Raw genomic sequence first — 24,185 nt, 5'->3', positions numbered from 1 at the left:
GTCAACCGGGCTGACTGACCAGAACGCTACCGCCTTCGGGATCAGGGATGGCACGGATCGGGCTTTTAAACACGGCCGACAACAAATCCGGGCGCATGACATCGTCAACCGCACCCTTTGCAACCATTTCCCCGTTTTGCAAAACAACAACCCGGTCGGCATAGGCCGTGACCTGATTGAAATCATGCAAGATCATCAGAACACCAACCTTGTTTTGATGGGCTTCGCGCCGGGCAACGCCAAGCAACGCATGCTGATGGGAAACATCCAGACCCGATGTCGGCTCATCAAGCAACAAAAACCGGTCACGATCCTCATGACCGGTTTTGGGAACCATATTGCGTTCCGGCCCATCCATTCCCCAGACCTGAACCAAGGCACGGGCCAGATGCACGCGCTGTTTTTCCCCGCCCGACAATGCCGGATAGGCACGGTCGGCAAGGTGATCAATATCGGCAAGCCTGATCGCATGACGGACCAGCTTCTGATCAAGTTGCCTGGTTGATATCTTGCGAAATGGTGCACGACCCAGCGCAACCACATCGCGCACCGCAAACGGAAAGGTCATCGAGGCGGCCTGTGGCATCACGGCGCGCGACTGGGCCAGCGCCAATGCCGTGGTTGCCGTGATGTCCTGACCACTTTGCCGTATGGCCCCCTTGGTTGCCCGATATTCACCGGCCAATACCCTAAGCAGGGTCGATTTGCCCGCCCCGTTTGGCCCCAGCACGGCCAGTACCTCGCCCGGTGTGACTTCAAGCGAAATATCACGCAGCAAATAACGGCCACGTGCCACAAAGCTAACGTCTTGTGCCACCAAACTCATAGGCGACGCCTTTTCTTTTCGCGCATCAGCAATCCAAGGAAAAACGGCCCGCCGACAATCCCGGTCACAAGACCGATCGGCAGTTCGGCCGGAAGAACAATGATCCGTGCCACCGCATCGGCCCCGGTCAGCATGATCGCCCCGCAAATTGCCGATGCCGGCAGGACATAACGGTTATCAGGCCCGGTAACCAGCCGCACAAGATGCGGCGCCACCAGCCCGACAAATCCGATAATGCCCGAAACCGCAACCGCTGCCCCGACGACAAGTGCCGTCACAACCGTTGCCCGACGTTTGAGATGTTCGACCTCGACGCCAAGATGGCGTGCTTCGGCCTCGCCCAGCAAAAACAGGTTAAGCGGGGTTCCCAGCGTCATCAGATAGGCAATACCAATTCCCATGATGATCAGGGCCGGTGTATCGGTCGGGCCGTTCCCGGCAAGTGCCCCCATCTGCCAGAAGGTCAGGCTGCGTAACTGAGCGTCATCGGCCATATAGGTAAAGACACCGACACCGGCAAAGGCCATCGCATTGATGGCAACCCCGATCAGCAACATGATTGCGGCATCTGTCTGGCCATCCTGACGTGATAGAATCCGGATGAAGGCGGTTGCGATCACCGCCCCGCCAAAGGCTGCGACCGGAACACCATAAGGCCCGACAACCGGATAATAACTGCCCAGAATGATATGGCCGGTCACGATCATTGCAACCGCCCCCAGGGCCGCACTGGCAGATACCCCGATGATGCCCGGATCCGCGATCGGATTGCGAAACAGACTTTGCATCACCGCCCCGGCAAGACCAAGTCCCGCACCAATCACAATCGCGCGCGCAATCCGGGGCAACCGCAAGGTATCAAGGACACGCGCATCAAATGCATCAATGCCGACACCCGCGACACCAATCCGGTGCGCGATATGTGCAACCACATCACCAAGTTCGATGCGTGCCCCGCCGGTGCCCAGCGAAATGACCACCAGGACCAGCAGCGCAACCATCAAAAGAACAAGAACCATCACCGGCCGATTGATTTGCCAGTATTGCCGAAGCGATGTTTCCACCTGCTTCACAGACTTCATTGACCGTGTTCTTGTTGATGAAGGGATTTCGCCACATCACGGATTTCTGACGCCGATTCCGGTCCGAAACCAAGAATGGTCGAAGACGAAACCGTCAAAACCTTGCCATTGGCAACCGCCTTGTTCAGACCAAGAACCGGGTCGGTTTTCAAACCGTCCAGGCCACCGAAATGGTCAACCGTCGACTGCGGCACCAGCACATAATCAGACTGATCGGCAGCAATGATTTCCGGTGAAACCGGCTTGAACCCGTCAAAACTTGCCATCGGATTGGTCCCGCCAATCAGATCGATGATTTGTGAAGCCGTCGTGTGGCTTCCTGCCGAAAGCGGTTTGCCATGACCAACCGCCATCAGAAAGATGATGCTTGGACGTCCGGCTTCATCGCGTGCAGCAAGACCTGAAATATCGTCACGGACTTTCTGGATCAGTGACTTCGCATCTTCGTCGCGCCCAAGAGCCTTGCCCGCAACCGCGATTGCATCTGGCAGGTTGTTGATCTCGTCCAAAGACGGCAATTTGACAACCGGTATTCCCAGATTGCCAAGTTCCTGCAACACGTTTTCGGGTCCGGATTTTTCAACAGCAACAACAAGGTCGGGCTTCAGGCTGATGATCCCTTCTGATGCCAGTTGCCGCATATAGCCAACCTTGGGCAAAGTCGGCACGGGATCGGGTCGGGTACTGGTGGTGTCGGTTGCAACCACGCTGTCCCCGGCACCAAGTGCAAAGACGATTTCAGTTGCCGGCGCACCGACAGTAATGACACGCGCCGGACGCTCGTCGGCATGGCTTGGCACAGCAAGACCGGTACCGGCCGTCAGGACAATCAGGAATGCGATAAAACGACGCATCAGTTACTCCGCAACAGCTTGTTTAGCGGCATCAAATCGCGGAAGTCCTTCCGCCAGTTTCTGCCAGGCAGGGTTTTCGGGTTCTTTTGGTGCGCGTTCACCACAGAAGATCGCGAAGTTGTTAAGGTCCGCGTCATACAACTCAACAGTGGTCACCACACCTTCGCGGATCGGTTTGCGCACGATCCAGGCTTCGGCGATCATATCCATGCGCAGATGCAGGGTGAAACGCGGGTCCATGACATTGATCCAGTCCCCCATTTCACGGATGGTGTTCACGGGGCCGGTGTGAATCTGGATCGCACCGGCATTGCCGACAAACACCATGATCGGCAAACCGCTTTCGGATGCCGATTCCAGCATGATTTTTAGCGAATCGTTGGTCAGTCGTTCGGCAAACTCGGTGCCGACAAGACGCATGCCCTGCTGACGCCCGACATTGAAATCCTTAAGCAGACCGTGGAACTGATGCACATCGGTCATTTTGCGCCAGTGGGCGCGCAGGTTCTCGACATCGACATCTTCATCCTTGCGGGTCACGGCCTTGGGCAATGGCGGCAGGGTCTCGATACCCGGTTGCTGATTCCGCGCACGGAATTCGGCAACCAGCGCCTCGTAACCCGCAGCGTTTGAATTGTCGGTCAGGAAAATCTTGTGGATCGCTTTGCCTTCATGATCGAAGAACTGCAAGCTGCGGCGACGTCCTGCGCGCGGATTGTTGGTTTCAACCGCAAATCCGTGCCCCCAACGCCCCAAAAACAGGCGAAGGTCCACATCCCCGTTCAGGACCAGGCCCATTTCGCCATTGATGCTGACCTTGCCAAAGGTTCCGATCTTTTCATGAACAACACTGGGATTGCGGGTCAGGATCTTGACCTCGCCCAGTTCTTCAAGGCGCTTGATCAGATCCCCCCAATCAGCATCCAGACGCACGACATTGTTGCCAGTACCCGCTGCCACCAGCTCACCTTCGGTCAGGCCAAGCTCGGCTGCGATATCCACCGCATAGCCCTTTGCCTCCCCGGCAGAAAAGGCCGACCAGGCTTCAAGCGGTGTTTTGAAATTGTTTTCACTCATGGCGTTTAAATACCTCCTCAAAGATCAGACGATGCAAAAGCTGCATCGTCTGATCCCTTGACATCAGAATTTCATGCTTGCGGAAATTTTCAGATTGCGGCCCGGCTCATAGAGGCCCTGATCAGCTGTCTGATAATTGTGATCAAGGATGTTATCGATCCCGGCATTGACGGTCAGGCCGGGCACTGTTTCATGCGCATCCCAGCTGACAAAAACGTCAAAGGTTGCATATCCCGGAACCTCGCTGCCCGATGCGATCCGGGTCAAACGATCAACCAGATTGGCCCGTCCACCAAGCTCGACACCATGATCTTGGAAACGATAGCCGCCTGACAACGCAACCTTGTCAGCAGGAATGTCGGAAAGATTTGCACCCGTGCGGGTATTTTCCCCGCGGATGCGCGATGCAGCCAATCCGCCAAAGATCACACCGGTATCGTAAGTCAGCTCTGCTTCGAACCCTTGAATCTCGGCTTCGGGAACGTTGACGCTTTTGGTTTCCGAACTGCCAAACGTCGCACCTTGCTGTTCGATATAGTCTTCGATTTCGTTGTGGAAATAGGCGACCTTGGCGCGGAACGCATCACCATGCGTCAACAGATTGTCGGATTTGAAGTTCGTCCCGAATTCCCACGTTTTGGCCTTTTCGGCTTCGAGATCGGGGTTGGCGACAAAGTTGTTCCCCGGGAAGTGATAGCCGCTTGCATACATTTCAGTCATAGCCGGCGCGCGGAACGCCTCGGCATAACTGACATAGGGCTGCATCCAGGATGTCAGGCGATAGCTTGCCGAAAAGCGCGGTGAAATGGCGCTGTCTTCGCGGGCACGCTGCCCGTCCGCGGAAAGATCATAGGAATCAAAACGAACCCCGGCGGTCACATCAAGCGCATCGGTCAGCGCCAATGCATTATCGACATAGACGCCATAAATGGTCATTTCGGCATCAGGAAACAGGTTGGAAACGGCGACACCGTTACGACGGCCTTCCTGGGAATCCTGATAGATTTCACCACCGACAGTCACCGCCAGATCGCGTCCAGCCAGATCAAAGCGCGATGTGTTGCTGCCATCCAGACCAATGGTATCAAGGGTGCGTTCATCGTGACGACCGTCACTGACCCGTTTTTCATCCAGATCCGTGCGCATGCCATAGGCATTCACATTGGCATCAATCCAGTCATTTGCGGAGTCATGGTAACGATAGCCAAGCACCATTGATGTTTCTTCGCTTTCGCGATTCACAAGATAGTTGCTGGTACTCAGTGCCGCACCGCTATCGGGTGCCGACGGCAGGCGATGGTCATCGTTATAACGCTGCACGGTCAGGGTCAGCCGGCTGGCATCATTGATGTCGATACCACCTTTGAGCATCCCGTTAATGTAGTCATCATCGGTGTAGGGTTGCTTGTCGCCATCACCGGATTCAAAATTGCCCGTACTTTCGCGGGTCACGCTGACAAGCAGATCGGTGTTGTCAGTTGGACGGCCATACGCCATGCCATTGGTCGTAAGGCCGTGATCAACCGATGCGTAGCCAACCTTTACCCGCGCACCCAATGTCTGACCGGGATCAAGAAGATCGTTGGCATCTTTGGTGGTCAGAGCGATCACACCCCCCAGTGCCCCGGTGCCCTGCATGGTCGATGCCGCACCACGATACACCTCGACCGATTTCAGAACTTCCGGATCAAAGAAGAACCGCCCCTTGTGACCGACACTCATATTGGCGCGTGCACCATCCACGCGCACAACAACCCGGTCACCGGTCAATCCGCGAATGATCGGTTCCTGTACGGTGCTGCGCGGGCCACCATGAATTTCAACCCCCGGCATTCCGCGTAAAATATCGGAAAGATCAGATGCCTGACGACGTTCAAGTTCTTCTTCATCGACCACAGAAATGGATGCCGGGGCATCAATAACCGACGTTTCCAGTTTGTTGGCGATAATCGTGATGGCATCAAGTGCGACGACGGCGACTGTTCCGGTTTGCCCGGAAGTTTCCGCTGTCGTTTCGGTTTCGGCCGGTTGGCCGATTGTTGGCGATGCCGCGTCCTGGGCCTGGGCCGCTGTTGCAAGCGCAAATGTGGATACTGTCGCCATAAGCAGGCGCGCAGAATTGCTAAGAGCCATGATCTTCCCCTAAGGCAGCTTTTTTTTTCCGATTTCGGCTGGCTGGCTGGCTTGTGCAGGGCACTGGCGCGCTGGCTGGCAAATCTGGTGATTTGATTGTCGGGCGTCGGGCGACGCCTACTTCGTAAGAATAAGTTTGTTGTTTGACGTCATGCGCAGGCGGTATTCATCCCCCTGATGAAGAATGATGATCTCGCGATCCATTCCCATCAGATCTTCCACCTGGATCTGTCTTGCCTGACCGGTTTTTCCCGGCTTTTCTGATTTGGCTGCGATGTCAGGCATCGCAAACTCCTTGTCCAAATGACACCTTAATTGATAATGAGTTGCATTCTTATAGAATTTTGCGAAAGCAAGTCAACTGCGCAATTGCGTCGAATTCGCAACTTACATCCCCAAAACCGGCTGAATGTGAAAAAGGCCACATTTCCACACAGGAAATGCAGCCTCATGATCGGGATCAGGGTCTTTTTGGTCGTTTGATTTGCGCGCTCAGGCTTCGCCGATTTTGTCCGGTGACCCGGCACGCATCGATGCCACAAGCTGAATCGCCACGACAACAAACAGGAAATAAAGCGCGACCTGCCAATCCCCAAGCAGGTCGTGAAGGGCCCCAAACAATACCGGGCCAATCGCCGCAAACAGATATCCGACCGATTGCGCCATGCCCGACAAACGTGCCGATGTTTGCGGGTCCGCGCCGCGCATCCCCACCAGGGTGAGTGCAATACTGATCATGCTGCCCTGCCCCAGACCAAGACATACCGCCCATACATAGGGAAGTTCGGTTGTGGCAAAAACGAACCCGGGAATGGCGATGATCAAGGGGATATGCAACACCAACATTGCCAGCTTCTTGTTGGCAATTTTCGAATAGATCAGCGGTGCAGCAAAGGCTGCGGGAATGCCAAATACGTTAAAGATCGACAAAAGTGTCGCGGCCTCGGCCTCGGTGATCCCGTGATCAATAAAGACCTTCGCAAGCCATGCGACCCCTGTGTAAAACATCAGGGACTGACAACCAAAGAACAGGGCAAGCCACCAGGCTTCTACATTTTTCCAAAGCGATATTTTGGCCGTCAATGCCGGTGCAGCAGCCTTGTGCCGGTATCGCAGCATCGGCAACCAGCACACAAAGGCGATTGCCGCAAACACCGCCCAAACGCCAAGCGACCAGCGCCAATCCCCGCCTGCTGCATTGCGGATCGGAATAGAAATGAATGCAGCGACGGTGGCCCCGGTCGACATGGTGAAGGTATAAAGGGCTGTCACAAAAGCCACATGGGTCGGAAAGCTTCGCCGCACCAGTGACGGGGTGAGAACATTCATCACCGCGATCGCCGCACCCAGAATGATGGTCCCGATCACCATGATGTCATAGGCCCCGCTGGCCCGAAGCCCCTGCCCCACCGCAATGAACAGCAACATGGTCATCAAGGTTGCCTCAAGACCGAATTTTTGACCCAGACGCGGCGCAAAGATCGACAAAACACCGAAGCTCAGAACCGGCAATGTGGTCAACAGGCCAAGCTCCGTTCCCGAAAGAGACAAATCGGTGCCGATAATTTCGGCGAGCGGGCCAAGCCCGACGATGCTTCCACGCATGTTGGCCGCCAAAAGCAATACAGCCAGCAAAAAGCCGATATGCGCACCAAGGCGGTTAAACCCGCGTCCCGCATCATGGGCTGGATCGGTGGTCGGGGCAGTCTTGTCAGTCATCGGAAAACTCCGTCTGGATCACACACGATCCGCGTTACGTCGTGATGGTGGCACGATCTGGTCATATTGATTACAGGTCGACAGAACCCGTTCTTTATCCAAATGCGGTAACTCCCCACAAAACCCGAAGGGCGATCAGCACAAACAGAATGGCGATAATTCGTTCAATCCAGGCAGCATGATCGCGCAGCCATGGCAATACCGCACCATGGGACAAACCGATCGCCACCAGGCAATACCAGCCCGCATCAATTGCCGCTGCGGTAAATGCCAACAGGAACTTGCCGCTCCATTCGAATTCGGGGGATACAAACTGGCTAAACAAGGCCAGGAAAAACAGCGCGATCTTGGGGTTGAGAAACGCAATCATAAACCCGTCACGCGCCGCCTGCCCGATTGATCCGGAAAGCTTGGCTGTGCCGTCAACATTGAACTTTTCCCCAGATCCCGCCGCACGCCATGCCTTGATCGCAAGCCAGATCAGATAAAGCGCCCCCAGAATGCTGACTGCATTGTGAAATACCGGTACGGTCTGAAACAGGATACCAAGCCCGGTCATGGTGATCACGGCATAAAAGCCGATACCAAGACCATGCGCCAATGCACAGGCGAAACCTGCCTGACGGGACTGCCCGACCGAATAGCGCAGAACAACAGCCAAGCTCGGCCCCGGGGTCATCGCCCCCAGAACACAAATGGTTGCCACAGACAACCAGGCGGCAAAACTCATGACGTTTCCTTTTGGTGGCGCGGGCTTGGGTCCCGCCTTGTTTGCCTGCAAAGCTATATACTTGGCAGAACCGTTTCAACGGAAATGAAGTGTCGCTATGATGCCCGACTGCGCCACCCTGCACATGACCGGGAATTCCCCGCAAAAGACGGTTTCAAACGATGTTTCTGCTGCTTAAAAACGCCAATCTGTTCGCCCCTGCCGCACTCGGGATTAATGACATCCTGATCTGTGGTGAAAAGATTATCGCCATTGCCCCTGATCTTGTGGTCTCGGTTCCGGCCGAAATCAGGACGATTGACCTTCGGGGAAAAACGACAGTACCGGGCTTCATTGACGGTCATGCACATCTGATTGGCGGTGGCGGTGAAGGCGGATTTGCCACCCGCACCCCCGAAGTGGCGATTGGCGACTTGATCGAAGCCGGTATCACATCAATTTGCGGGTTGCTGGGCACCGATGCCGCAACCCGCCATATCGCGTCCCTTTATGCCAAAACCAAAGCTCTGCGCACCGAAGGCCTTTCGGCCTGGTTCTTTACCGGCGGGTATCGTGTTCCATCGCCAACGCTGACCGGAAATATTGGCGATGACGTCACATTCCTTGATGCCTGTATCGGCCTTAAGACCGCAATTTCGGACCATCGCAGCAGTCAAAGCACCGTTGACGAACTGGCCCGCATCGCATCCCAATCACGTATTGGCGGCATGACATCGGGAAAATCCGGCGCCGTGGTCGTTCATCTTGGCGATGGCGACGGACACTTTGATCCCTTGATCGGGGTGGTTGAAAATACTGAAATCCCGATTGGCCAGTTCATTCCAACCCACGTAAACCGCAAACGCGCCCTGCTCGATGCCGCAAAGGATTGGGCCAAACGTGGTGGCAATATCGATTTCACAACCGGGATTGATGCCGAAAGCGACCCAACCGGGTCGGTCAAGACATCAACCGGCATTGCAGAATGCCTGGCGGATGGCGTGCCACTTGATCGTATTTCCATGACATCGGACGGAAACGGTTCTTTGCCTGATTTCGACGAGAACGGCAAAATGATCGGGCTTTCGGTGGCCGGATTTGACACTGTCGGGCGTGAATTTGCCGATCTTGTCGAATCCGAAAAGCTTGATATCCCTACCGCACTTGCCCCGATCACCTGCAATCCGGCAAGGATGCTGGGGCTTGACGGGTCAAAAGGGTACCTTGGGTGCGGGCATGATGCCGATATTCTGGTTCTTGATGACGCACTGGCACCTGAAACGGTTATTGCGCGCGGCAAAGTGGCAATGATCGGCAAGGAACGGCTGTTGCGTGGTACTTTTGAGCGATAAGTCCCCGACTTTTGAGAAAACCGACCTTAAAAGGCATCAAACCGCCGCGTTACCGGGGTTTGATGCCTTTTTATTGTCATATCTGCCCGAATTATCCCCCAATAAGGTCAAACCTCTCTCGCAATTGTCGGTCACGATCCAGTCAGGAGACAGGCTTTCAAACGATCTGTTCCAAATTGACGGAAAGGACACGGGAAATGCGACAGGCAGCCATCGTCTTGGCCGTTGCAAGCGCATTGGGGCTTTCAGCTTGTAGCGGATTGAATGACCGAAATCAGAAAATGCTAAGTGGTGCCGCCATCGGTGCCGGTGTTGGTGCAGTCGGCACCGTTATCACTGGTGGATGCGTCACCTGTGGTGCCGTGATCGGCGGCGCGGTAGGTACCGGTGTCGGTTACATCATGCATGAAAACGAACAGGCCCGGAAATGATCGGAAAATCCATCATGATCGCTGCGGCACTGGGCCTTGCGATACCGGTCGGTTTTGCCGACATCGCCCGGGCCGATCCACCGCCATGGGCCCCGGCGCATGGTTATCGTGCCAAACACCATGATGGCCGTGGCGACAAACATCACCCCAAACAAAGACCCGATCAGGACATCTTTGTGTCCAATGGCAGCTATCTGCGCTGCAACCGCGACATGATCGGTGCGGTGATCGGGGCCGGGTCCGGTGCGGCACTTGGCTCAACCATCGGCAAGGGTGACGGTCGTACTGCTGCGATGATTGGCGGGGCTATTCTGGGAATGCTCGGCGGCTATAATATTGGTCAAACCCTTGATCAAAGCGATGTGGCCTGTACCGGGTATACCTTGCAAACTGTGCCCGATGGGCGGCCGGTGCGGTGGCTTAATCCGGAGTCGGGGAACAGCTATAACGTTGTGCCGACAAGAAGCTGGCAAAACAGCGATGGCCGCTATTGCCGTGAATATACTGCAACCGCAGATATTGGCGGAACACCGCACGAAACCTATGGCACCGCATGCCGTCAGGCTGACGGATCCTGGCAAATTGTTTCCTGAATGTGCGGCGCATCCGTCTTCTAAAAACCTGATCACCAAACATGCAAAGACCCGGTATTTCCGGGTCTTTTTTTATATTCAACCCTTGAAAATACGCATCTTAAAATCACTTGAAATCAATGCCTTATTCGTTGACAAAGTGTCCATATCGTAATTTGATTTACGTTAACGTCACTTTGTATTACAGTCTGATCACAATCATAAGAAAAATACGTCCTAATGAGGGAGGCGTTCGTGGATGACATCCTCGAAACCGTAAAAGAAAAGCTGCCGCAGCTTCGCGGACTTAATGCCGTTGTCGCATTTGATTGCGGGGATGACGGCCATATTGTTGTCGATGCCACTGGTGACGAGCCGGTCATCAGCGATGATGATCTTTCGGATGCGGATTGCATCTTGAAAATCAAAAAAGCCAACCTCGAAAAACTGATCGCCGGAAAACTTGACCCGATGCTTGCCTTCACGCTTGGCAAACTCAAAATCAAGGGATCCATGGGAATAGCGGCAAAATTGTCATCCATGCTGGATTGACGCGGCCGGATGATCCGTTCTGCGGGGGAAACATGCGCCAACACAACTGGAAGCGCACCGTATCGGGGTTGATAGCAGGCATACTCGCCCAATCCGCCATTGTTTCAATGGCATCAGCAGGCGAGACCCTTAATTTTCGCGTCCTCAAGGACGGCGAACCGATTGGTCACGAGACAGTCGAAATCACACCGACAGATACGGGACATACCGTCAGGATAGAAACCCTGACCGATGTCAGCGTGCTGTTCCTGAAGTTCCATTACGACCATCAGCGCACCGAGATTTGGCAAAACGACGCGCTGGCTTCGGTCGAAACCACCACCAATGATGACGGCACACACTATAGCTGGCAGGCAAGCTATGATGGTGATTGTTACCAGCTTGTCGGCAAGGGTGTCGGAAAACGCGACGCCTGTGACGGTGCCTGGCCCCTGAGTTTGTGGTCCGAAGACGTCACAACCAAAACCAGCCTCTATAGCGTCATTGATGCCGAACCTTATGGCGTAGAAATCCGGAAGGTCGGCACAGAAAATGTAATGATCGAAAACCGGGAAACACCGGCGACACATTACATCATGTCAGGGGATGTCCAGCGCGACCTTTGGTACGGTCCTGACAAAAAACTGCTGAAAACCAGCTTCAAACGAAAGGGTTACGACATCGACTTCATTCGGGTTGATGCGATGAGCCTTCACAAATAAAAGCGGGCGTTTCGAATTAAGAATTTGAAGCGTTTAAGATTAAGGGAGAAACTGATGTCAAAGCTCAAGATGAGCTGCCTCTGGGGGGCAGCTTCGGGTACTGCAATTCTGTGTGCATTGGCAACCATTGGCACTGCACACGCTTCGGGTTTCCAAGTCCGCGAAACCAGCGGCACACTGCAAGGGTCAAGCTTTGCAGGGATGTCGACACTGACCACCGATGCTTCCACAATGTCCTACAACCCCGGTTCGGTCGGACAATACACCGAGACAACATACAGTGCCGGCGTCACCGTGATTCGGCCAGTCGCAAAAGCGACCAATACTGTCGCAACAGATGGTGCACGTACAACCATTGCCCAAACTGGCGGCGGCTATAAGGATATGGCAGAAGATGCTGCTGTTCCGAACGCCCATGCAGTCTGGAAACTCAACGAACAAATTAATCTCGGTGTATCAATCACTGCCCCTTGGGGTCTGGTAACAGATAACGACTCAGATTTCGCAGGGCGTTTCTTTGGTACAACATCCAAAATCAAAACCGTCAATATCAAGCCCGTGATGGCGTATCGCTTTGACAACGGCCTGAGCATCGGAGCTGGGCCGCAAATTCAGCGTTTTGAAGCAAGATTGGACAAAGCTGTTCCATCTTTGGCGGGTGCCAAGACGGAAGGGAACTCATCGCTTACAGGCGATGATATCGGGTATGGCTGGACAGCTGGCCTTAACTGGGAGCTTACCGACGCAACCCGCCTTGGTCTGTCCTACAATTCCGAAGTCGATCACAAACTCGAAGGCAAGATCAAGTTTGACAGCGCTGCAAAAGGCCTTCTGACCCCTTATACTGATCGCAATGCTTCGGCAAAGATCACAACCCCAGAAGCCATTGCATTCGGGATGTCCCACGATATCGACGATCAATGGACAATTATGGGCGACGTCCAATGGACGAACTGGAACTCGGTGAGTGAGCTGGTCTTTAACTATGACGGCCTAATCAACAGCAACCTGTCCACCAGCAGCAGCACAACCGAATATTACAACTGGGGATCGTCATGGTTCGGGGCACTCGGTGCACGTTACCAGCATGATGAAAACTGGGCCTTCACCGGGGGTATTGCTTATGACGAGACCCCGATCAAAACCCGCAACCGTAATGTGCGCTTACCCGATTCCGATCGTTATTGGGTATCGTTTGGCACCACCTACAAGGTTGCTGACTGGGTAGATGTGAATCTTGGATACACCCACATTTTCGCTAAGTCTGCACGGGTAGATCACACCTCTGCAGCACTTGGTAACTATGCAGCAGACTATGATGCAAAAGTCGACATCATCGCTCTGCAGGCGAATTTCAAGTTCTGATCTGCTATAATGCCTGGCATGGGGCGGCGATAGACGCCCCGACCGGGTTGCTTTTTTTTGCCCGCAAAGTGACGTTAACGTAATGGAGTTAACGCAAGTGAACAAAGTAAACGTTCAAGAATCCCCTATCCTGATAAACGGCGTTGATGTCAGCACGCCCGTTCAGACGCGCCTGGTCCACGAGATTTTTGATTCCGCGGCCAAGCGGTTTCCGCAACGCCCGTGTCTGGATTTTCTGGGACGGATCTATGATTACAAAACCATCGCCGAGCAGGTTGATCGTGCCGCCGAAGGGTTCAAACAACTGGGCGTGCGCAAAGGCGACAAGGTCGGCCTTTGCCTGCCAAACACGCCTTATTATGTCGTATGTTATTACGCGATTTTGAAATGCGGCGGCGTGGTGGTCAATTTCAACCCGCTTTATGCCAAGCGCGAAATTGCCTATCAGATCGAGGATTCCGGCTGTCGCATGATGGTGACGCTGAACCTCAAACAGATTTACCCCAAGGTTGCTGCCTGTCTGGATGAAACCTGTCTCAAACGCATTGTTGTTTGCGAGATGAGCGACATCCTTCCGCCGGTCAAAAGTGTTCTGTTTTCGCTGTTCAAACGCAGCGAACTGGCTGAAGTCCCGAATGATCTGCGTCATATTGCCTATGCGCGGGTCATTGGCTGCAAGCCGGTTGAAACTGTTGCCGATGTATCGGTCGAAGATCTTGCCGTTCTGCAATATACCGGCGGAACCACCGGTCGCCCCAAAGGGGCAATGCTGACCCACGCCAATCTGAGCGCCAATGTCGATCAGCTAACCCGCTGGATGCCCGATGCCCATCCCGGACACGAAGTCACGCTTTGTGTTCTGCCGTTTTTCCACGTGTTCGCAATGACGGTGGCACTTAATACTTCAATCAATCTTGGAGCAGAACTTGTACTGCATCCAAGGTTTGAACTCGGCGCGCTTTTGAAGTCGCTCGACAAGAAAAAGGTCACCATCTTCCCGGGGGTTCCGACCATCTATACGGCGATCAACAATTCGCCTGAAACACCCAAACACGATCTGTCACATATCCGGTGCTGCATTTCCGGTGGTGCCCCCTTGCCGGTCGAGGTCAAGCACCGCTTTGAAGACATCACCGGCTCGAAAGTGGTTGAAGGATACGGACTTACCGAAGCCAGCCCGGTTTGCACCTGCAACCCGGTCAAAGGCGAAAACAAGGAAGGGTCCATCGGCTTGCCATTGCCGGGTACCGAAATCGAAATAAGGTCACTTGCCAACCCGTCCCAGACCATGCCGGTCGGCGAGAAAGGCGAAGTCTGCATTCGCGGTGCACAGGTCATGCCGGGTTACTGGCAGAACAACGCCGCAACGCAAGATGCCTTCATCGATGGATGGCTCCGAACCGGTGATGTCGGATATCAGGATGATCAGGGATATACTTTCCTTGTTGATCGCCTGAAGGATGTCATTCTGTGCAGCGGCTATAACGTATATCCTCGTGCGATTGAGGAAGCACTGTATCTGCATGAACAGATCGCCGAAGTCACCTGTATCGGTGTTCCCGACCAATATCGCGGTCAGGCCCCGAAAGCCTTTGTCCGGCTGAAAGACGGTGTCACCGATGTGACCCCTGATGATTTGCGTGCCTTTCTGGATGACAAGATTTCAAGAATCGAGATGCCCCGCGAAATCGAAATTCGCGAGGAACTTCCAAAAACCATGGTCGGCAAACTGTCGAAAAAAGAACTGGTCGAGGAAGAACGCCTGAAGCGAGAGGGAAAAACGTCTTAGTTTCAGTGCGTTAGCGTCATCAAACACACACTGGAAAAAATCCAAGTGACGTTAACGTAAACTAATTGACGTTAAGATAAAAATATATACGATTAGGGGCGAAACATGACCAAACTTGACGACCGGTTTTACACCGTTCCCGAACTGGCCAAGGATTTGGGGATCACGCCGCGCACCATCCGGTTTTACGAGCAAAAGGGCCTTGTAAATCCGCAGCGTGCCGGCACCACCCGGGTCTATACCCGCCAGGACCGTGCGAAGCTTCTGATCATTTTGCGCGGCAAACGATTGGGGTTCAGCCTGAACGAGATTGCAGATTATCTGGATCTTTATGGCGCGGATCCCACACAGGCAGAACAGATCAAAATGTTGCTGCGTCGTGTCCGGGGACGGATTTCCGATCTGGAGGAACAGCGCCAGGCACTGGACGTCACGTTGGATGAATTGCGCGACATTGAACAACAATCGATTGATGCGCTTGAAGAAAAAGGAATCAATCCGGACTCGTAACAAGATCCCCGGATCAGAGGACAGCTCAGGAAGGAAGACATAGCCATGACCAACGCCGTTATTGCCGGATATGTCCGGTCGCCATTCACCCCGGCCCGCAAAGGGGCCCTTGCCAAGGTCCGTCCTGATGACCTGGCGGCACAGGTCGTAAAAGGTCTGGTCGAAAAGACCGGCATTGATCCCAAAGCAATCGAAGATTTGATTCTTGGCTGCGCCTTTCCGGAAGGCGAACAGGGCTTCAACGTTGCCCGGCTGGTCACCTTCCTTGCAGGTCTTCCGCGCTCTGTTGCCGGTGTCACTGTCAACCGGTTCTGTGGATCGTCGATGCAATCGATCCATCAGGCTGCCGGCGCAATTGCCATTGGTGCAGGCGAAGCATTTATCTGTGCCGGTGTTGAAAGCATGACCCGTGTCCCGATGATGGGCTTTAACCCGCTTCCCAACCCGGAACTTTATAAGGCCATGCCCGAAGCCTATATGGGCATGGGCGATACCGCCGAAAACGTTGCCGCCAAATACAGCCTAAGCCGTGCCGATCAGGAAGCTTTTGCGGTCGAAAGCCACAAACGCGCGGCGAGCGCGCAGGCTGCGGGCAAGTTCGTTGATGAAATCATCCCGATCCAGACCAAAGATGGCGTCGTTTCCGAAGATGGCTGCATTCGTGGTGACACAACGGCCGAAGGTCTCGCAGACCTGAAACCGGCCTTCCGCGCTGATGGTGTGGTGACTGCCGGTACCTCATCGCCACTGACCGATGGTGCATCTGCGGTTCTGGTATGTTCCGAAGAATTTGCAGCCAAAAACGGTCTGACCCCGCTTGCCCGCATCAAATCGGTTGCGGTTGACGGTTGCCTGCCCGAAATCATGGGCATTGGTCCGGTTGGCGCGTCGAAAAAGGCATTGGCACGTGCCGGCCTGACATCGGCGGATATTGACGTTACCGAACTGAACGAAGCGTTTTCGTCCCAGGCAATGGCAAGCATTTCCGATCTCGGACTTGATGGTGCCAAGGTCAATATCGATGGCGGTGCATTGGCCATCGGTCATCCGCTGGGGGCGACCGGTGCCCGTATCGTCGGCAAGGCGGCAAGCATCCTGAAACGTGACGGCGGCAAATATGCGCTGGCCTCGCAATGCATTGGCGGGGGTCAAGGGATCGCGACCATTCTGGAGGCGATGTAATGACCACCATCAAACAGGTTGCCGTTATCGGCGCCGGTGTGATGGGCGCGGGGATCGCTGCCCATATCGCCAATTCCGGGACCCCGGTCCTGCTGCTTGATATCGTTCCCGACGGGGCAAAAAACCGCAACGCGGTTGCCGAGGGCGCGGTTGCCAAAATGCTGAAAACCGATCCGGCCCCGTTCATGTCCAAACGGGTCGCCAAGCTGATCACATGCGGCAATATCGAGGATGATCTTGATAAAATCGCCAAATGTGACTGGATCATCGAGGCCGTCATCGAACGCCTTGATATCAAGCAGGATCTGTATCGCAAGATTGATGCCGTCCGCGCCAAGGGATCGGTCGTGTCATCCAACACATCGACCATTCCGCTTGCCACCCTGATTGGCGGCATGGATGAAAGCTTTGCCCAGGACTTCATCATCACCCATTTCTTCAACCCGCCGCGCTATATGCGTTTGCTTGAGCTGGTTGGATCGGGTGTCACCCGTGATGGCGTTATTGACATGGTTGCCGATTTTGCTGATCGCAAACTGGGCAAGACTTGTGTCACCTGCCATGATGAACCGGGCTTTATTGCCAACCGTCTGGGTGTCTACTGGATTCAGGCTGCCATGGTCGAAGCCATGGATCGCAAACTGACCGTCGAGGAAGCCGACAGCGTCATTGGCCGCCCGTTTGGCATTCCCAAAACCGGTGTGTTTGGCCTGATGGATCTGGTTGGTCTGGATCTGATGCCCCATGTGCAGTCGAGCATGGCGGGGCTTCTCGATAAATCCGATCCGTTCCATGCCATTTACCGCGAAAGTGAACTGGTCGGCAAACTGATTGCCGATGGTTATACCGGTCGCAAGGGCAAAGGCGGGTTCTATCGCCTGAACCGTGATGGCGGTGAAAAGATCAAGGAATCGGTTGATCTGCAAACCGGCGAATTTTCCAAATCTGAAAAGGCCCGCATCAGCAGTGTTCGCACCGCTGGCAAGGACCCGCGCAAGATGATGGAAGCAACCGACAAGGGCGGTCAATATGGCCGTGCCGTTATGGGTAAAACCCTTGCCTATGCTGCCTTCATTGCCGAGTCCGCGGCAAACTCCATCCTTGATGTCGATGATGCGATGAAGCTCGGCTATGCATGGAAAACCGGCCCCTTCGAACTGATTGACGCGATTGGCGTTGATGTCCTGATTTCGATGCTCGAAGAAGACGGCATTGAAGTTCCTGCCCTGCTGAAAAAGGCTGCTGGCAAATCGTTCTACAAGGTCGAAGACGGTGAACTTTATTACCTCGGCTTTGATGGCGGCTACACCAAGGTTACCCGCCCGGACGGCGTTCTTTTGCTTGAAGACATCAAACGCAAATCCGAACCGGTTGCCGGTAACCGTGCGGCATCGCTTTGGGATATTGGCGATGGTGTCGCCTGTCTTGAATTCCATACCAAGATGAATGCACTTGATGCAGACGTTCTTGGTGCCATCAAGACATCGATCCGGACTGTGAAAAAGCAGTTCAAGGCAATGGTGATCTATAACGAAGCCAGCAATTTCTCGGCCGGTGCGAACCTTGGCCTTGCCCTGTTTGCCGCCAATATCGCCGCATGGCCGGAAATCGAAAACCTTGTTGAAACCGGTCAGGAAACCTACAAGGCGCTGAAATATTCGCCTTTCCCTGTTGTTGGTGCGCCAAGTGGCCTTGCCCTTGGGGGCGGCTGTGAAGTTCTGCTTCATTGCGATGCGGTTCAGGCCCATGGGGAAACCTATATCGGGCTGGTTGAACCCGGTGTTGGTCTGATCCCGGCCTGGGGCGGGTGTAAGGAAATGATCCGTCGCTGGGCGGAAAATCCGAAATTCGTCAAAGGCCCGATGGCCCCGAGTGCCAAGGCGTTCGAGATTATCTCGGTCGCGACCGTTGCCAAATCAGCAATGGAAGCCAAGGAAAACCTGTTCTTCCGCGAAACGGATGGCATCACCATGAACCGTAACCGTTTGCTGGCAGATGCCAAGGAACGCGCACTTTCGATGGTCGATGGTTATGAGGCCCCCGAAGAATTCACCTATCGCCTGCCGGGCGAGTCTGCACGGGTTGCCTTTGAAATGGCTGTCGATGGTTTCCACCGTCTTGGCAAGGCAACCGATTATGACCGCGTGGTGGCCGGTGAATTGGCCAAGGTTCTGGCCGGTGGTGACACCGACGTGACCGAGGAACTGTCCGAAGACGACATTCTTGAACTGGAACGCGAAGGCTTCATGCGTCTGGTCCGCAACGAAGGCACCATGGCCCGGGTGGAGCATATGCTTCTGACCGGCAAGCCGTTGCGCAACTAACCGGTCCGGGAGGAAAAGTAAAATGGCTGAATATAAAGCACCCCTGCGCGACATGCGCTTCGTCCTGACCGAGCTGTTTGATTACAACGATATCAATCAGTTGCCCGGTTGCGAGGATTTCACCCCCGACGTCGTTGACGCCGTTCTCGAAGAAGCCGCCAAAGTCTGTGAAGAAATCCTGTTCCCGATCAACCGGTCGGGCGATGAGGAAGGCTGCACCTGGGATGACGGTGTTGTCACCACCCCCAAGGGTTTCAAGGAAGCCTATCAGACCTTTGCCGAAGGCGGATGGACGGGCATTGCCTGCGATCCGTCCTATGGTGGTCAGGGCGCGCCGAAATCGATCAATGCCCTGGTCGAGGAAATGATTTGTTCGACCAACCTGTCATTCGGGATGTATCCGGGTCTGTCCTTTGGCGCCTATGCCGCCATGCATGCCCATGCATCGGACGAACTTAAGGAAAAATACCTTCCGAAAATGGTCGAAGGCACCTGGTCCGGGACGATGTGCCTGACCGAACCGCATTGCGGTACCGACCTTGGCATCATCAAGTCCAAGGCCGAACCGCTCGATGACGGGTCCTATGCCATCACGGGAACCAAGATTTTCATCTCGGCAGGTGAGCATGACCTGACGGAAAACATTATCCATCTGGTTCTGGCAAAGCTTCCCGATGCGCCCAAGGGCACCAAGGGTATCTCGCTTTTCCTTGTTCCGAAATTCATGGTCAATGATGACGGATCGCTTGGGGATCGTAATGCGGTAAAATGCGGTTCCATCGAACACAAGATGGGCATTAAGGCATCGGCCACCTGTGTCATGAATTTTGACGGCGCGATCGGCTATCTGGTCGGTGAACCCCATCAGGGCATGCCCGCCATGTTCACCATGATGAACCAGGAACGCCTTTCGGTCGGCATTCAGGGACTTGGTCTTGGCGAAGCCGCCTATCAGGGTGCGCGTGCCTATGCCAAGGACCGTCTTCAGGGCCGTGCTCTGACCGGTGCGAAATCGCCCGACAAGGCCGCCGATTCCATCATCGTGCACCCCGATGTGCGCCGTATGCTCCTGACCGCGAAGGCCACCAATGAAGGCTGCCGTGCGATGGGTATGTGGGTTGCCCGTGCCCTTGATACCGCCAAACATCATGAAGACCCGGTCAAACGCGAAGAAGCCGACGAATTCGTTCAGTTGATGACCCCGATCGTCAAGGCACTGTTCACCGATTGGGGCTTTGACAACACCAACCTTGGTGTGCAGGTCTTTGGCGGTCACGGTTACATCCGCGAATGGGGCATGGAACAATATGTCCGTGACGCCCGTATCGCCCAGATTTACGAAGGCACAAACGGTATTCAGGCCCTTGACCTTGTCGGTCGTAAAATGCCGACCAAGGCCGGCCGTTATCTTCGCCGGTTCTTCCACCCAGTTCAGGAATATATCGAAGCCAATGTCTCCAAAGAAGGCCTTGGCGACTATGTCCAGCCGCTGGCAAAGGCGTTCATGCGCCTGCAACAGGCCACGGGTGAATTGGCGCAGCGCGGCATGAAAAACCCGAACGAAGCCGGTGCCGCTGCAACCGAATTCCTGCGTCTGTTCGGTCTGGTGGCAGTTGGCTTCATGTGGGCCCGGATGGCCGAAGTCGCATTGGCAAAACAGGATGACGACCCGGACGGCTTCTATAAGGCCAAACTGATCACGGCAAAGTTCTATATGGAACGTATCCTGCCGCAATCAGGTGCCCTTTTCAGTCAGATGATGTCAGGGTCTTCGACCATGATGGCACTCGACGAGGAGCTGTTCTGATCATGGCTGCGGGCCGCATAAATCGTCAGACCACATCAGAAAACGGAGACATGTCGTGAACCTGATTTTCCGGCTGATCCGTGTGGTGATCCTGTCGCTGTTGCGGCCCCGCCTGCATCCGCTTGATCCATCCTGCCTGCATTTCCGGGCATGGCCACTGGATCTTGATATCAATGTCCATATGACCAATTCGCGCTATTTCGCGCTTATGGATCTGGGCCGCACCGAACTTATTGTCCGCAATGGCATCGCCAAACAGATGTTGAAACGCAAATGGCAACCGGTGGTGTCGGGATCAACAATGCGGTTCAAGCGCGCGATCAAGCCGTTCCAGAAATTCGCCCTCGAAACCCAGGCACTCTATTGGGATGACAAGGGGTTTTATCTTGAACAACGCTTTGTTTCTGGTGGCAAAACCCTGGCACTTGGCGTGGTCAAGGCCGTGTTTGTCGGTCCGGAAGGTATCGTCACCCCGCAAGAAGTCTGTCGTCTGGTCGGGGCGGACCAGAATTCGCCTGTCATGCCCGACTGGCTATCGGGCTGGCCCGATATGGAAAGCGCAATAGAAGCCCGGCTTGCGATTTAATACCGGCCCAATCCCCGATAGCGGGAACAAAAAAAAGCGGCAACCCCGCGGGAGGAAACCACATGACATCGACCGACGCCGTATTGCTGAACATCACCGATGACATCGCGACGATCACGCTAAACCGGCCAGACCGGATGAATGCACTGGATCACGCAATGATCGCCGGTTTCTCCGATGCGCTTGACAAGATCGAAGCTCAAAGCAGCCAGATCGGTGCTGTGATCCTTGAAGGATCGGGTGGTACCTTTATGGCAGGCGGCGATGTCAAATTCTTCTATGAGATGACGCAATCATCTGCCGAGGAAACCCGTTCGGTGATTGATGCCATGATCAGCCGCGTGCACGACATTGTCATCCGCCTGACTGCCCTTCCCTGTCCGGTGATTGCCAAGCTTGAAGGTGCGGTTGCCGGGTTTGGTGTCAGCCTGATGAATGCCTGCGATCTTGCCATCGCTGCGGAAGAAACCGTTTTCACCCTGGCCTATATCCATATCGGCACCTCGCCCGATGGCGGTTCGACCCATTCGCTTACCCGGTTGGTCGGCATGAAAAAGGCCAAGGAAATTGCCCTGTTCGGTGATCGTTTCGGCGCGGACGAAGCCCATGATTGCGGCCTGATCAACAAGGTTGTGCCCGCCGATCAACTGGCATCGGCGACGACGAATTATGCAGCCCGTCTGGCATCCGGTCCGCGCGGTGCCATTGCACGTACCAAGGCACTTCTGAATGCCGCCCCCCAGGCAACCCTGACAGAACAACTGACAGCCGAAGCCAAATCATTTGCCGAATGCGCCGTCAGTGCCGATTTCCGCGAAGGCGTTACCGCCTTTGTTGAAAAACGCAATCCGCGCTTTGGCAAATCATAAAAAGAACCCAGGGAAATAAACGATGACTAGTCTTAAAGGCAAAACACTGTTCATCACCGGTGCATCGCGTGGTATCGGCAAGGAAATTGCCCTTCGCGCAGCCCGCGACGGTGCCAATGTCGCGATCATCGCCAAAACCGATGAACCCCACCCCAAACTCCCCGGCACGATCCATTCAGCTGCTGCCGAGATCGAGGAAGCGGGTGGCAAGGCCCTGGCCCTTAAGACAGACATTCGCGACGAAGAACAGATTGCCGACGCTGTTGCCAAAACGGTCGAAACATTCGGTGGCATCGATATCCTGATCAACAATGCCAGCGCGATCAATCTGACCCCGACCTTGCAAACGCCCATGAAGCGGTTTGATTTGATGCATCAGGTCAATACACGGGCGACTTTTGCCTGCGCACAGGCTTGCCTGCCGCATCTTTTGAAGTCGGATAACCCGCATATCCTGACCATGTCGCCACCGCCCAACCTGTCACCACAATGGTTTGCCAATCACACGGCCTATACCATTTCGAAATACGGCATGAGCCTGGTGACCCTTGGTCTGGCGGCCGAATTTGCTGATGACGGGGTGGCCGTCAATTCGCTTTGGCCGGTCACCGTGATTGAAACCGCCGCCCTTAATATGATCCCGGGTCTGGAACAGGGCCGCGCGCGCACCCCGCAAATTCTGGCCGATGCCGCGCACGCCATCCTGACCGCGCCCGCACGCGAAGTGACCGGCGGCTTCTTTACCGATGAATCCGTGCTTGAAGCCATCGGAATTACCGATTTCGAACCCTACAACCTGACACCGGGCAAGGCGCCCTATCCGGATTTCTTCCTTGAGCTTGATCGCAACGGAAAGAACGATCCCGCGGTTGCAGGGCTTCTTGAAAAACTGGGCCGCTTTCACAAAGCAGCCTGACGATTTGGCGTCGGGGAAGTGTGTGTCCCGGCGTCTGGTAGGGGCCTGATTTGACGAGCGTGGAAACCCCACACGGAAAATCGGGCTCTCTCGCCCGCTGAACTAAACCCGCCCTTTCGGGGCGGGTTCTTTTTTTGAAAATCTTTGGCCGATACTCATAAAGACACCGCCAAATTGCTGGCGGTGTCTACCTTCGCAAAACGCATTAACGTTGAGGGTAAAGATGAAAAAGCGTGGGCGAAGGATTTACCGGGTTACGATGCCCGGCGTTCGAGTGCCCGTTTTTCCAGTGTCTGGCGCGGCATCTCACAGGCCTTAAGGCTGGGTGTCGGCAGCATCATCTGAACCGAAAGTGCCATGGCAAGATCACGATGATCACCATCCTGATCAAGGAACCGGCTCGACCAGATGCCGTCACGGTTTGCCGACAGGAAAGCGCAGCGCAACATGGAAAATGACGCCGATCCATAGCAATCCTGCTGACCGGTTACACGGGCAAGCCATCCGGCAATCGCATCATGTGCGGCCTGATCGAGGATATCCTGCATGCTTGCCCGGTCATGACTTGCGACACTGTCTGCGGCCAGCGCATCGCGCAGGGCATTGATCAGACGCTGATTGGCCTGTGCATCGGACATGATTCCAAATGACCGAAGCCAGGCGCGTGCTGTGTCTTCGATCAGACGGGTCATTGCGGCCGACTCAAATGCGGCATAGGAAAAACCCTGTGATGCAACGGTCATATCAGTCATGTGTTTGGCCCTCCGGGCAGTAAACGATCATCGGCGATTAACGCTTCGTTAAGGATAATCATCGCTGAAAAAACGCG

At 54.7% G+C, this 24,185-nt stretch carries 23 protein-coding genes; 14 read left to right on the top strand and 9 right to left on the bottom strand.

What is annotated here, in order from left to right:
• Position 1 precedes the first annotated feature (1 nt).
• The 8 genes from M9H61_RS15000 to M9H61_RS14965 all read right to left on the bottom strand — a co-directional run bounded on the left by M9H61_RS15000 (position 2) and on the right by M9H61_RS14965 (position 8,421).
• Positions 2-826 (bottom strand): heme ABC transporter ATP-binding protein, encoded by an 825-nt coding sequence (locus tag M9H61_RS15000; RefSeq protein ID WP_371922191.1) that lies wholly within the window; start codon positions 824-826, stop codon positions 2-4.
• Entirely contained in the window at positions 823-1,908 is a 1,086-nt protein-coding gene (locus M9H61_RS14995) for an iron ABC transporter permease (protein ID WP_250281351.1), read from the bottom strand. Before M9H61_RS14995 ends, M9H61_RS15000 begins: the two co-directional genes overlap by 4 nt.
• Positions 1,905-2,762 carry a hemin ABC transporter substrate-binding protein gene (locus tag M9H61_RS14990; RefSeq protein ID WP_250281350.1) on the bottom strand — a complete coding sequence of 286 codons (858 nt, stop codon included), beginning with the start codon at positions 2,760-2,762 and terminating at the stop codon, positions 1,905-1,907. The genes M9H61_RS14995 and M9H61_RS14990 overlap by 4 nt, the downstream gene beginning before the upstream one ends.
• Positions 2,763-2,765: 3 nt before the next feature.
• Positions 2,766-3,839 (bottom strand): hemin-degrading factor, encoded by a 1,074-nt coding sequence (locus M9H61_RS14985; RefSeq protein WP_250281348.1) that lies wholly within the window; start codon positions 3,837-3,839, stop codon positions 2,766-2,768.
• A gap of 63 nt (positions 3,840-3,902) precedes the next feature.
• Positions 3,903-5,972: a TonB-dependent hemoglobin/transferrin/lactoferrin family receptor gene (locus M9H61_RS14980; protein WP_250281346.1), complete on the bottom strand. Its 2,070-nt coding sequence runs from the start codon at positions 5,970-5,972 to the stop codon at positions 3,903-3,905.
• Between the two features lie 117 nt (positions 5,973-6,089).
• Positions 6,090-6,257, bottom strand: a complete 168-nt coding sequence (gene hemP / locus M9H61_RS14975) for a hemin uptake protein HemP (RefSeq protein WP_101246552.1) — start codon at positions 6,255-6,257, stop codon at positions 6,090-6,092.
• 207 nt (positions 6,258-6,464) lie between these two features.
• Entirely contained in the window at positions 6,465-7,691 is a 1,227-nt protein-coding gene (locus M9H61_RS14970; protein WP_114112037.1) for an MFS transporter, read from the bottom strand.
• A gap of 94 nt (positions 7,692-7,785) precedes the next feature.
• The gene (locus M9H61_RS14965) at positions 7,786-8,421 is read right to left on the bottom strand and encodes a LysE family translocator (protein WP_114112038.1); all 636 of its coding nucleotides are present in this window, start codon (positions 8,419-8,421) and stop codon (positions 7,786-7,788) included.
• 161 nt (positions 8,422-8,582) lie between these two features.
• Between M9H61_RS14965 and iadA the strand changes: the two genes are divergently transcribed.
• From iadA to M9H61_RS14895, 14 genes are all read left to right on the top strand, one after another.
• On the top strand, positions 8,583-9,752 hold the full coding sequence (iadA, locus tag M9H61_RS14960; RefSeq protein ID WP_250281344.1) for a beta-aspartyl-peptidase: 1,170 nt from the start codon (positions 8,583-8,585) through the stop codon (positions 9,750-9,752).
• 197 nt (positions 9,753-9,949) lie between these two features.
• Positions 9,950-10,183, top strand: a complete 234-nt coding sequence (locus M9H61_RS14955; protein WP_101246555.1) for a hypothetical protein — start codon at positions 9,950-9,952, stop codon at positions 10,181-10,183.
• Between the two features lie 14 nt (positions 10,184-10,197).
• Positions 10,198-10,776: an RT0821/Lpp0805 family surface protein gene (locus M9H61_RS14950; protein ID WP_250281342.1), complete on the top strand. Its 579-nt coding sequence runs from the start codon at positions 10,198-10,200 to the stop codon at positions 10,774-10,776.
• A 234-nt stretch (positions 10,777-11,010) separates the two neighbouring features.
• Positions 11,011-11,307, top strand: coding sequence for an SCP2 sterol-binding domain-containing protein (locus M9H61_RS14945; RefSeq protein WP_101246557.1), 297 nt, complete (start codon positions 11,011-11,013; stop codon positions 11,305-11,307).
• 32 nt (positions 11,308-11,339) lie between these two features.
• Positions 11,340-12,008 carry a DUF6134 family protein gene (locus M9H61_RS14940; protein WP_101246558.1) on the top strand — a complete coding sequence of 223 codons (669 nt, stop codon included), beginning with the start codon at positions 11,340-11,342 and terminating at the stop codon, positions 12,006-12,008.
• 54 nt (positions 12,009-12,062) lie between these two features.
• The gene (locus tag M9H61_RS14935; protein WP_250281340.1) at positions 12,063-13,373 is read left to right on the top strand and encodes an OmpP1/FadL family transporter; all 1,311 of its coding nucleotides are present in this window, start codon (positions 12,063-12,065) and stop codon (positions 13,371-13,373) included.
• Between the two features lie 97 nt (positions 13,374-13,470).
• On the top strand, positions 13,471-15,162 hold the full coding sequence (locus M9H61_RS14930; protein WP_250281337.1) for a long-chain fatty acid--CoA ligase: 1,692 nt from the start codon (positions 13,471-13,473) through the stop codon (positions 15,160-15,162).
• 105 nt (positions 15,163-15,267) lie between these two features.
• Complete coding sequence (locus M9H61_RS14925) at positions 15,268-15,672, top strand: MerR family DNA-binding transcriptional regulator (protein ID WP_101246560.1); 405 nt, start codon at positions 15,268-15,270, stop codon at positions 15,670-15,672.
• A 45-nt stretch (positions 15,673-15,717) separates the two neighbouring features.
• A complete protein-coding gene (locus M9H61_RS14920) occupies positions 15,718-16,854 on the top strand; it encodes a thiolase family protein (RefSeq protein WP_250281335.1) in 1,137 nt (378 codons plus the stop codon).
• Positions 16,854-19,178 (top strand): 3-hydroxyacyl-CoA dehydrogenase/enoyl-CoA hydratase family protein, encoded by a 2,325-nt coding sequence (locus tag M9H61_RS14915; RefSeq protein WP_250281333.1) that lies wholly within the window; start codon positions 16,854-16,856, stop codon positions 19,176-19,178. Before M9H61_RS14920 ends, M9H61_RS14915 begins: the two co-directional genes overlap by 1 nt.
• A 22-nt stretch (positions 19,179-19,200) precedes the next feature.
• The gene (locus M9H61_RS14910) at positions 19,201-20,985 is read left to right on the top strand and encodes an acyl-CoA dehydrogenase C-terminal domain-containing protein (protein WP_250281331.1); all 1,785 of its coding nucleotides are present in this window, start codon (positions 19,201-19,203) and stop codon (positions 20,983-20,985) included.
• 55 nt (positions 20,986-21,040) lie between these two features.
• Positions 21,041-21,571, top strand: coding sequence for an acyl-CoA thioesterase (locus M9H61_RS14905; protein ID WP_228194800.1), 531 nt, complete (start codon positions 21,041-21,043; stop codon positions 21,569-21,571).
• Between the two features lie 62 nt (positions 21,572-21,633).
• Positions 21,634-22,440 carry an enoyl-CoA hydratase/isomerase family protein gene (locus M9H61_RS14900; RefSeq protein ID WP_250281329.1) on the top strand — a complete coding sequence of 269 codons (807 nt, stop codon included), beginning with the start codon at positions 21,634-21,636 and terminating at the stop codon, positions 22,438-22,440.
• 22 nt (positions 22,441-22,462) lie between these two features.
• Positions 22,463-23,356 (top strand): NAD(P)-dependent oxidoreductase, encoded by an 894-nt coding sequence (locus M9H61_RS14895; protein WP_250281327.1) that lies wholly within the window; start codon positions 22,463-22,465, stop codon positions 23,354-23,356.
• A gap of 254 nt (positions 23,357-23,610) precedes the next feature.
• Here M9H61_RS14895 and M9H61_RS14890 read toward each other — a convergent pair whose 3' ends face one another.
• Positions 23,611-24,108 (bottom strand): hypothetical protein, encoded by a 498-nt coding sequence (locus tag M9H61_RS14890; RefSeq protein ID WP_101246567.1) that lies wholly within the window; start codon positions 24,106-24,108, stop codon positions 23,611-23,613.
• Positions 24,109-24,185 lie beyond the last annotated feature (77 nt).

This window comes from Thalassospira sp. GO-4 (assembly GCF_023588965.1).
GTDB lineage: Bacteria > Pseudomonadota > Alphaproteobacteria > Rhodospirillales > Thalassospiraceae > Thalassospira > Thalassospira povalilytica.
The sequence above is the reverse complement of the archived record's forward strand: the minus strand, read 5'-3'. Positions and strand labels throughout refer to the sequence as shown.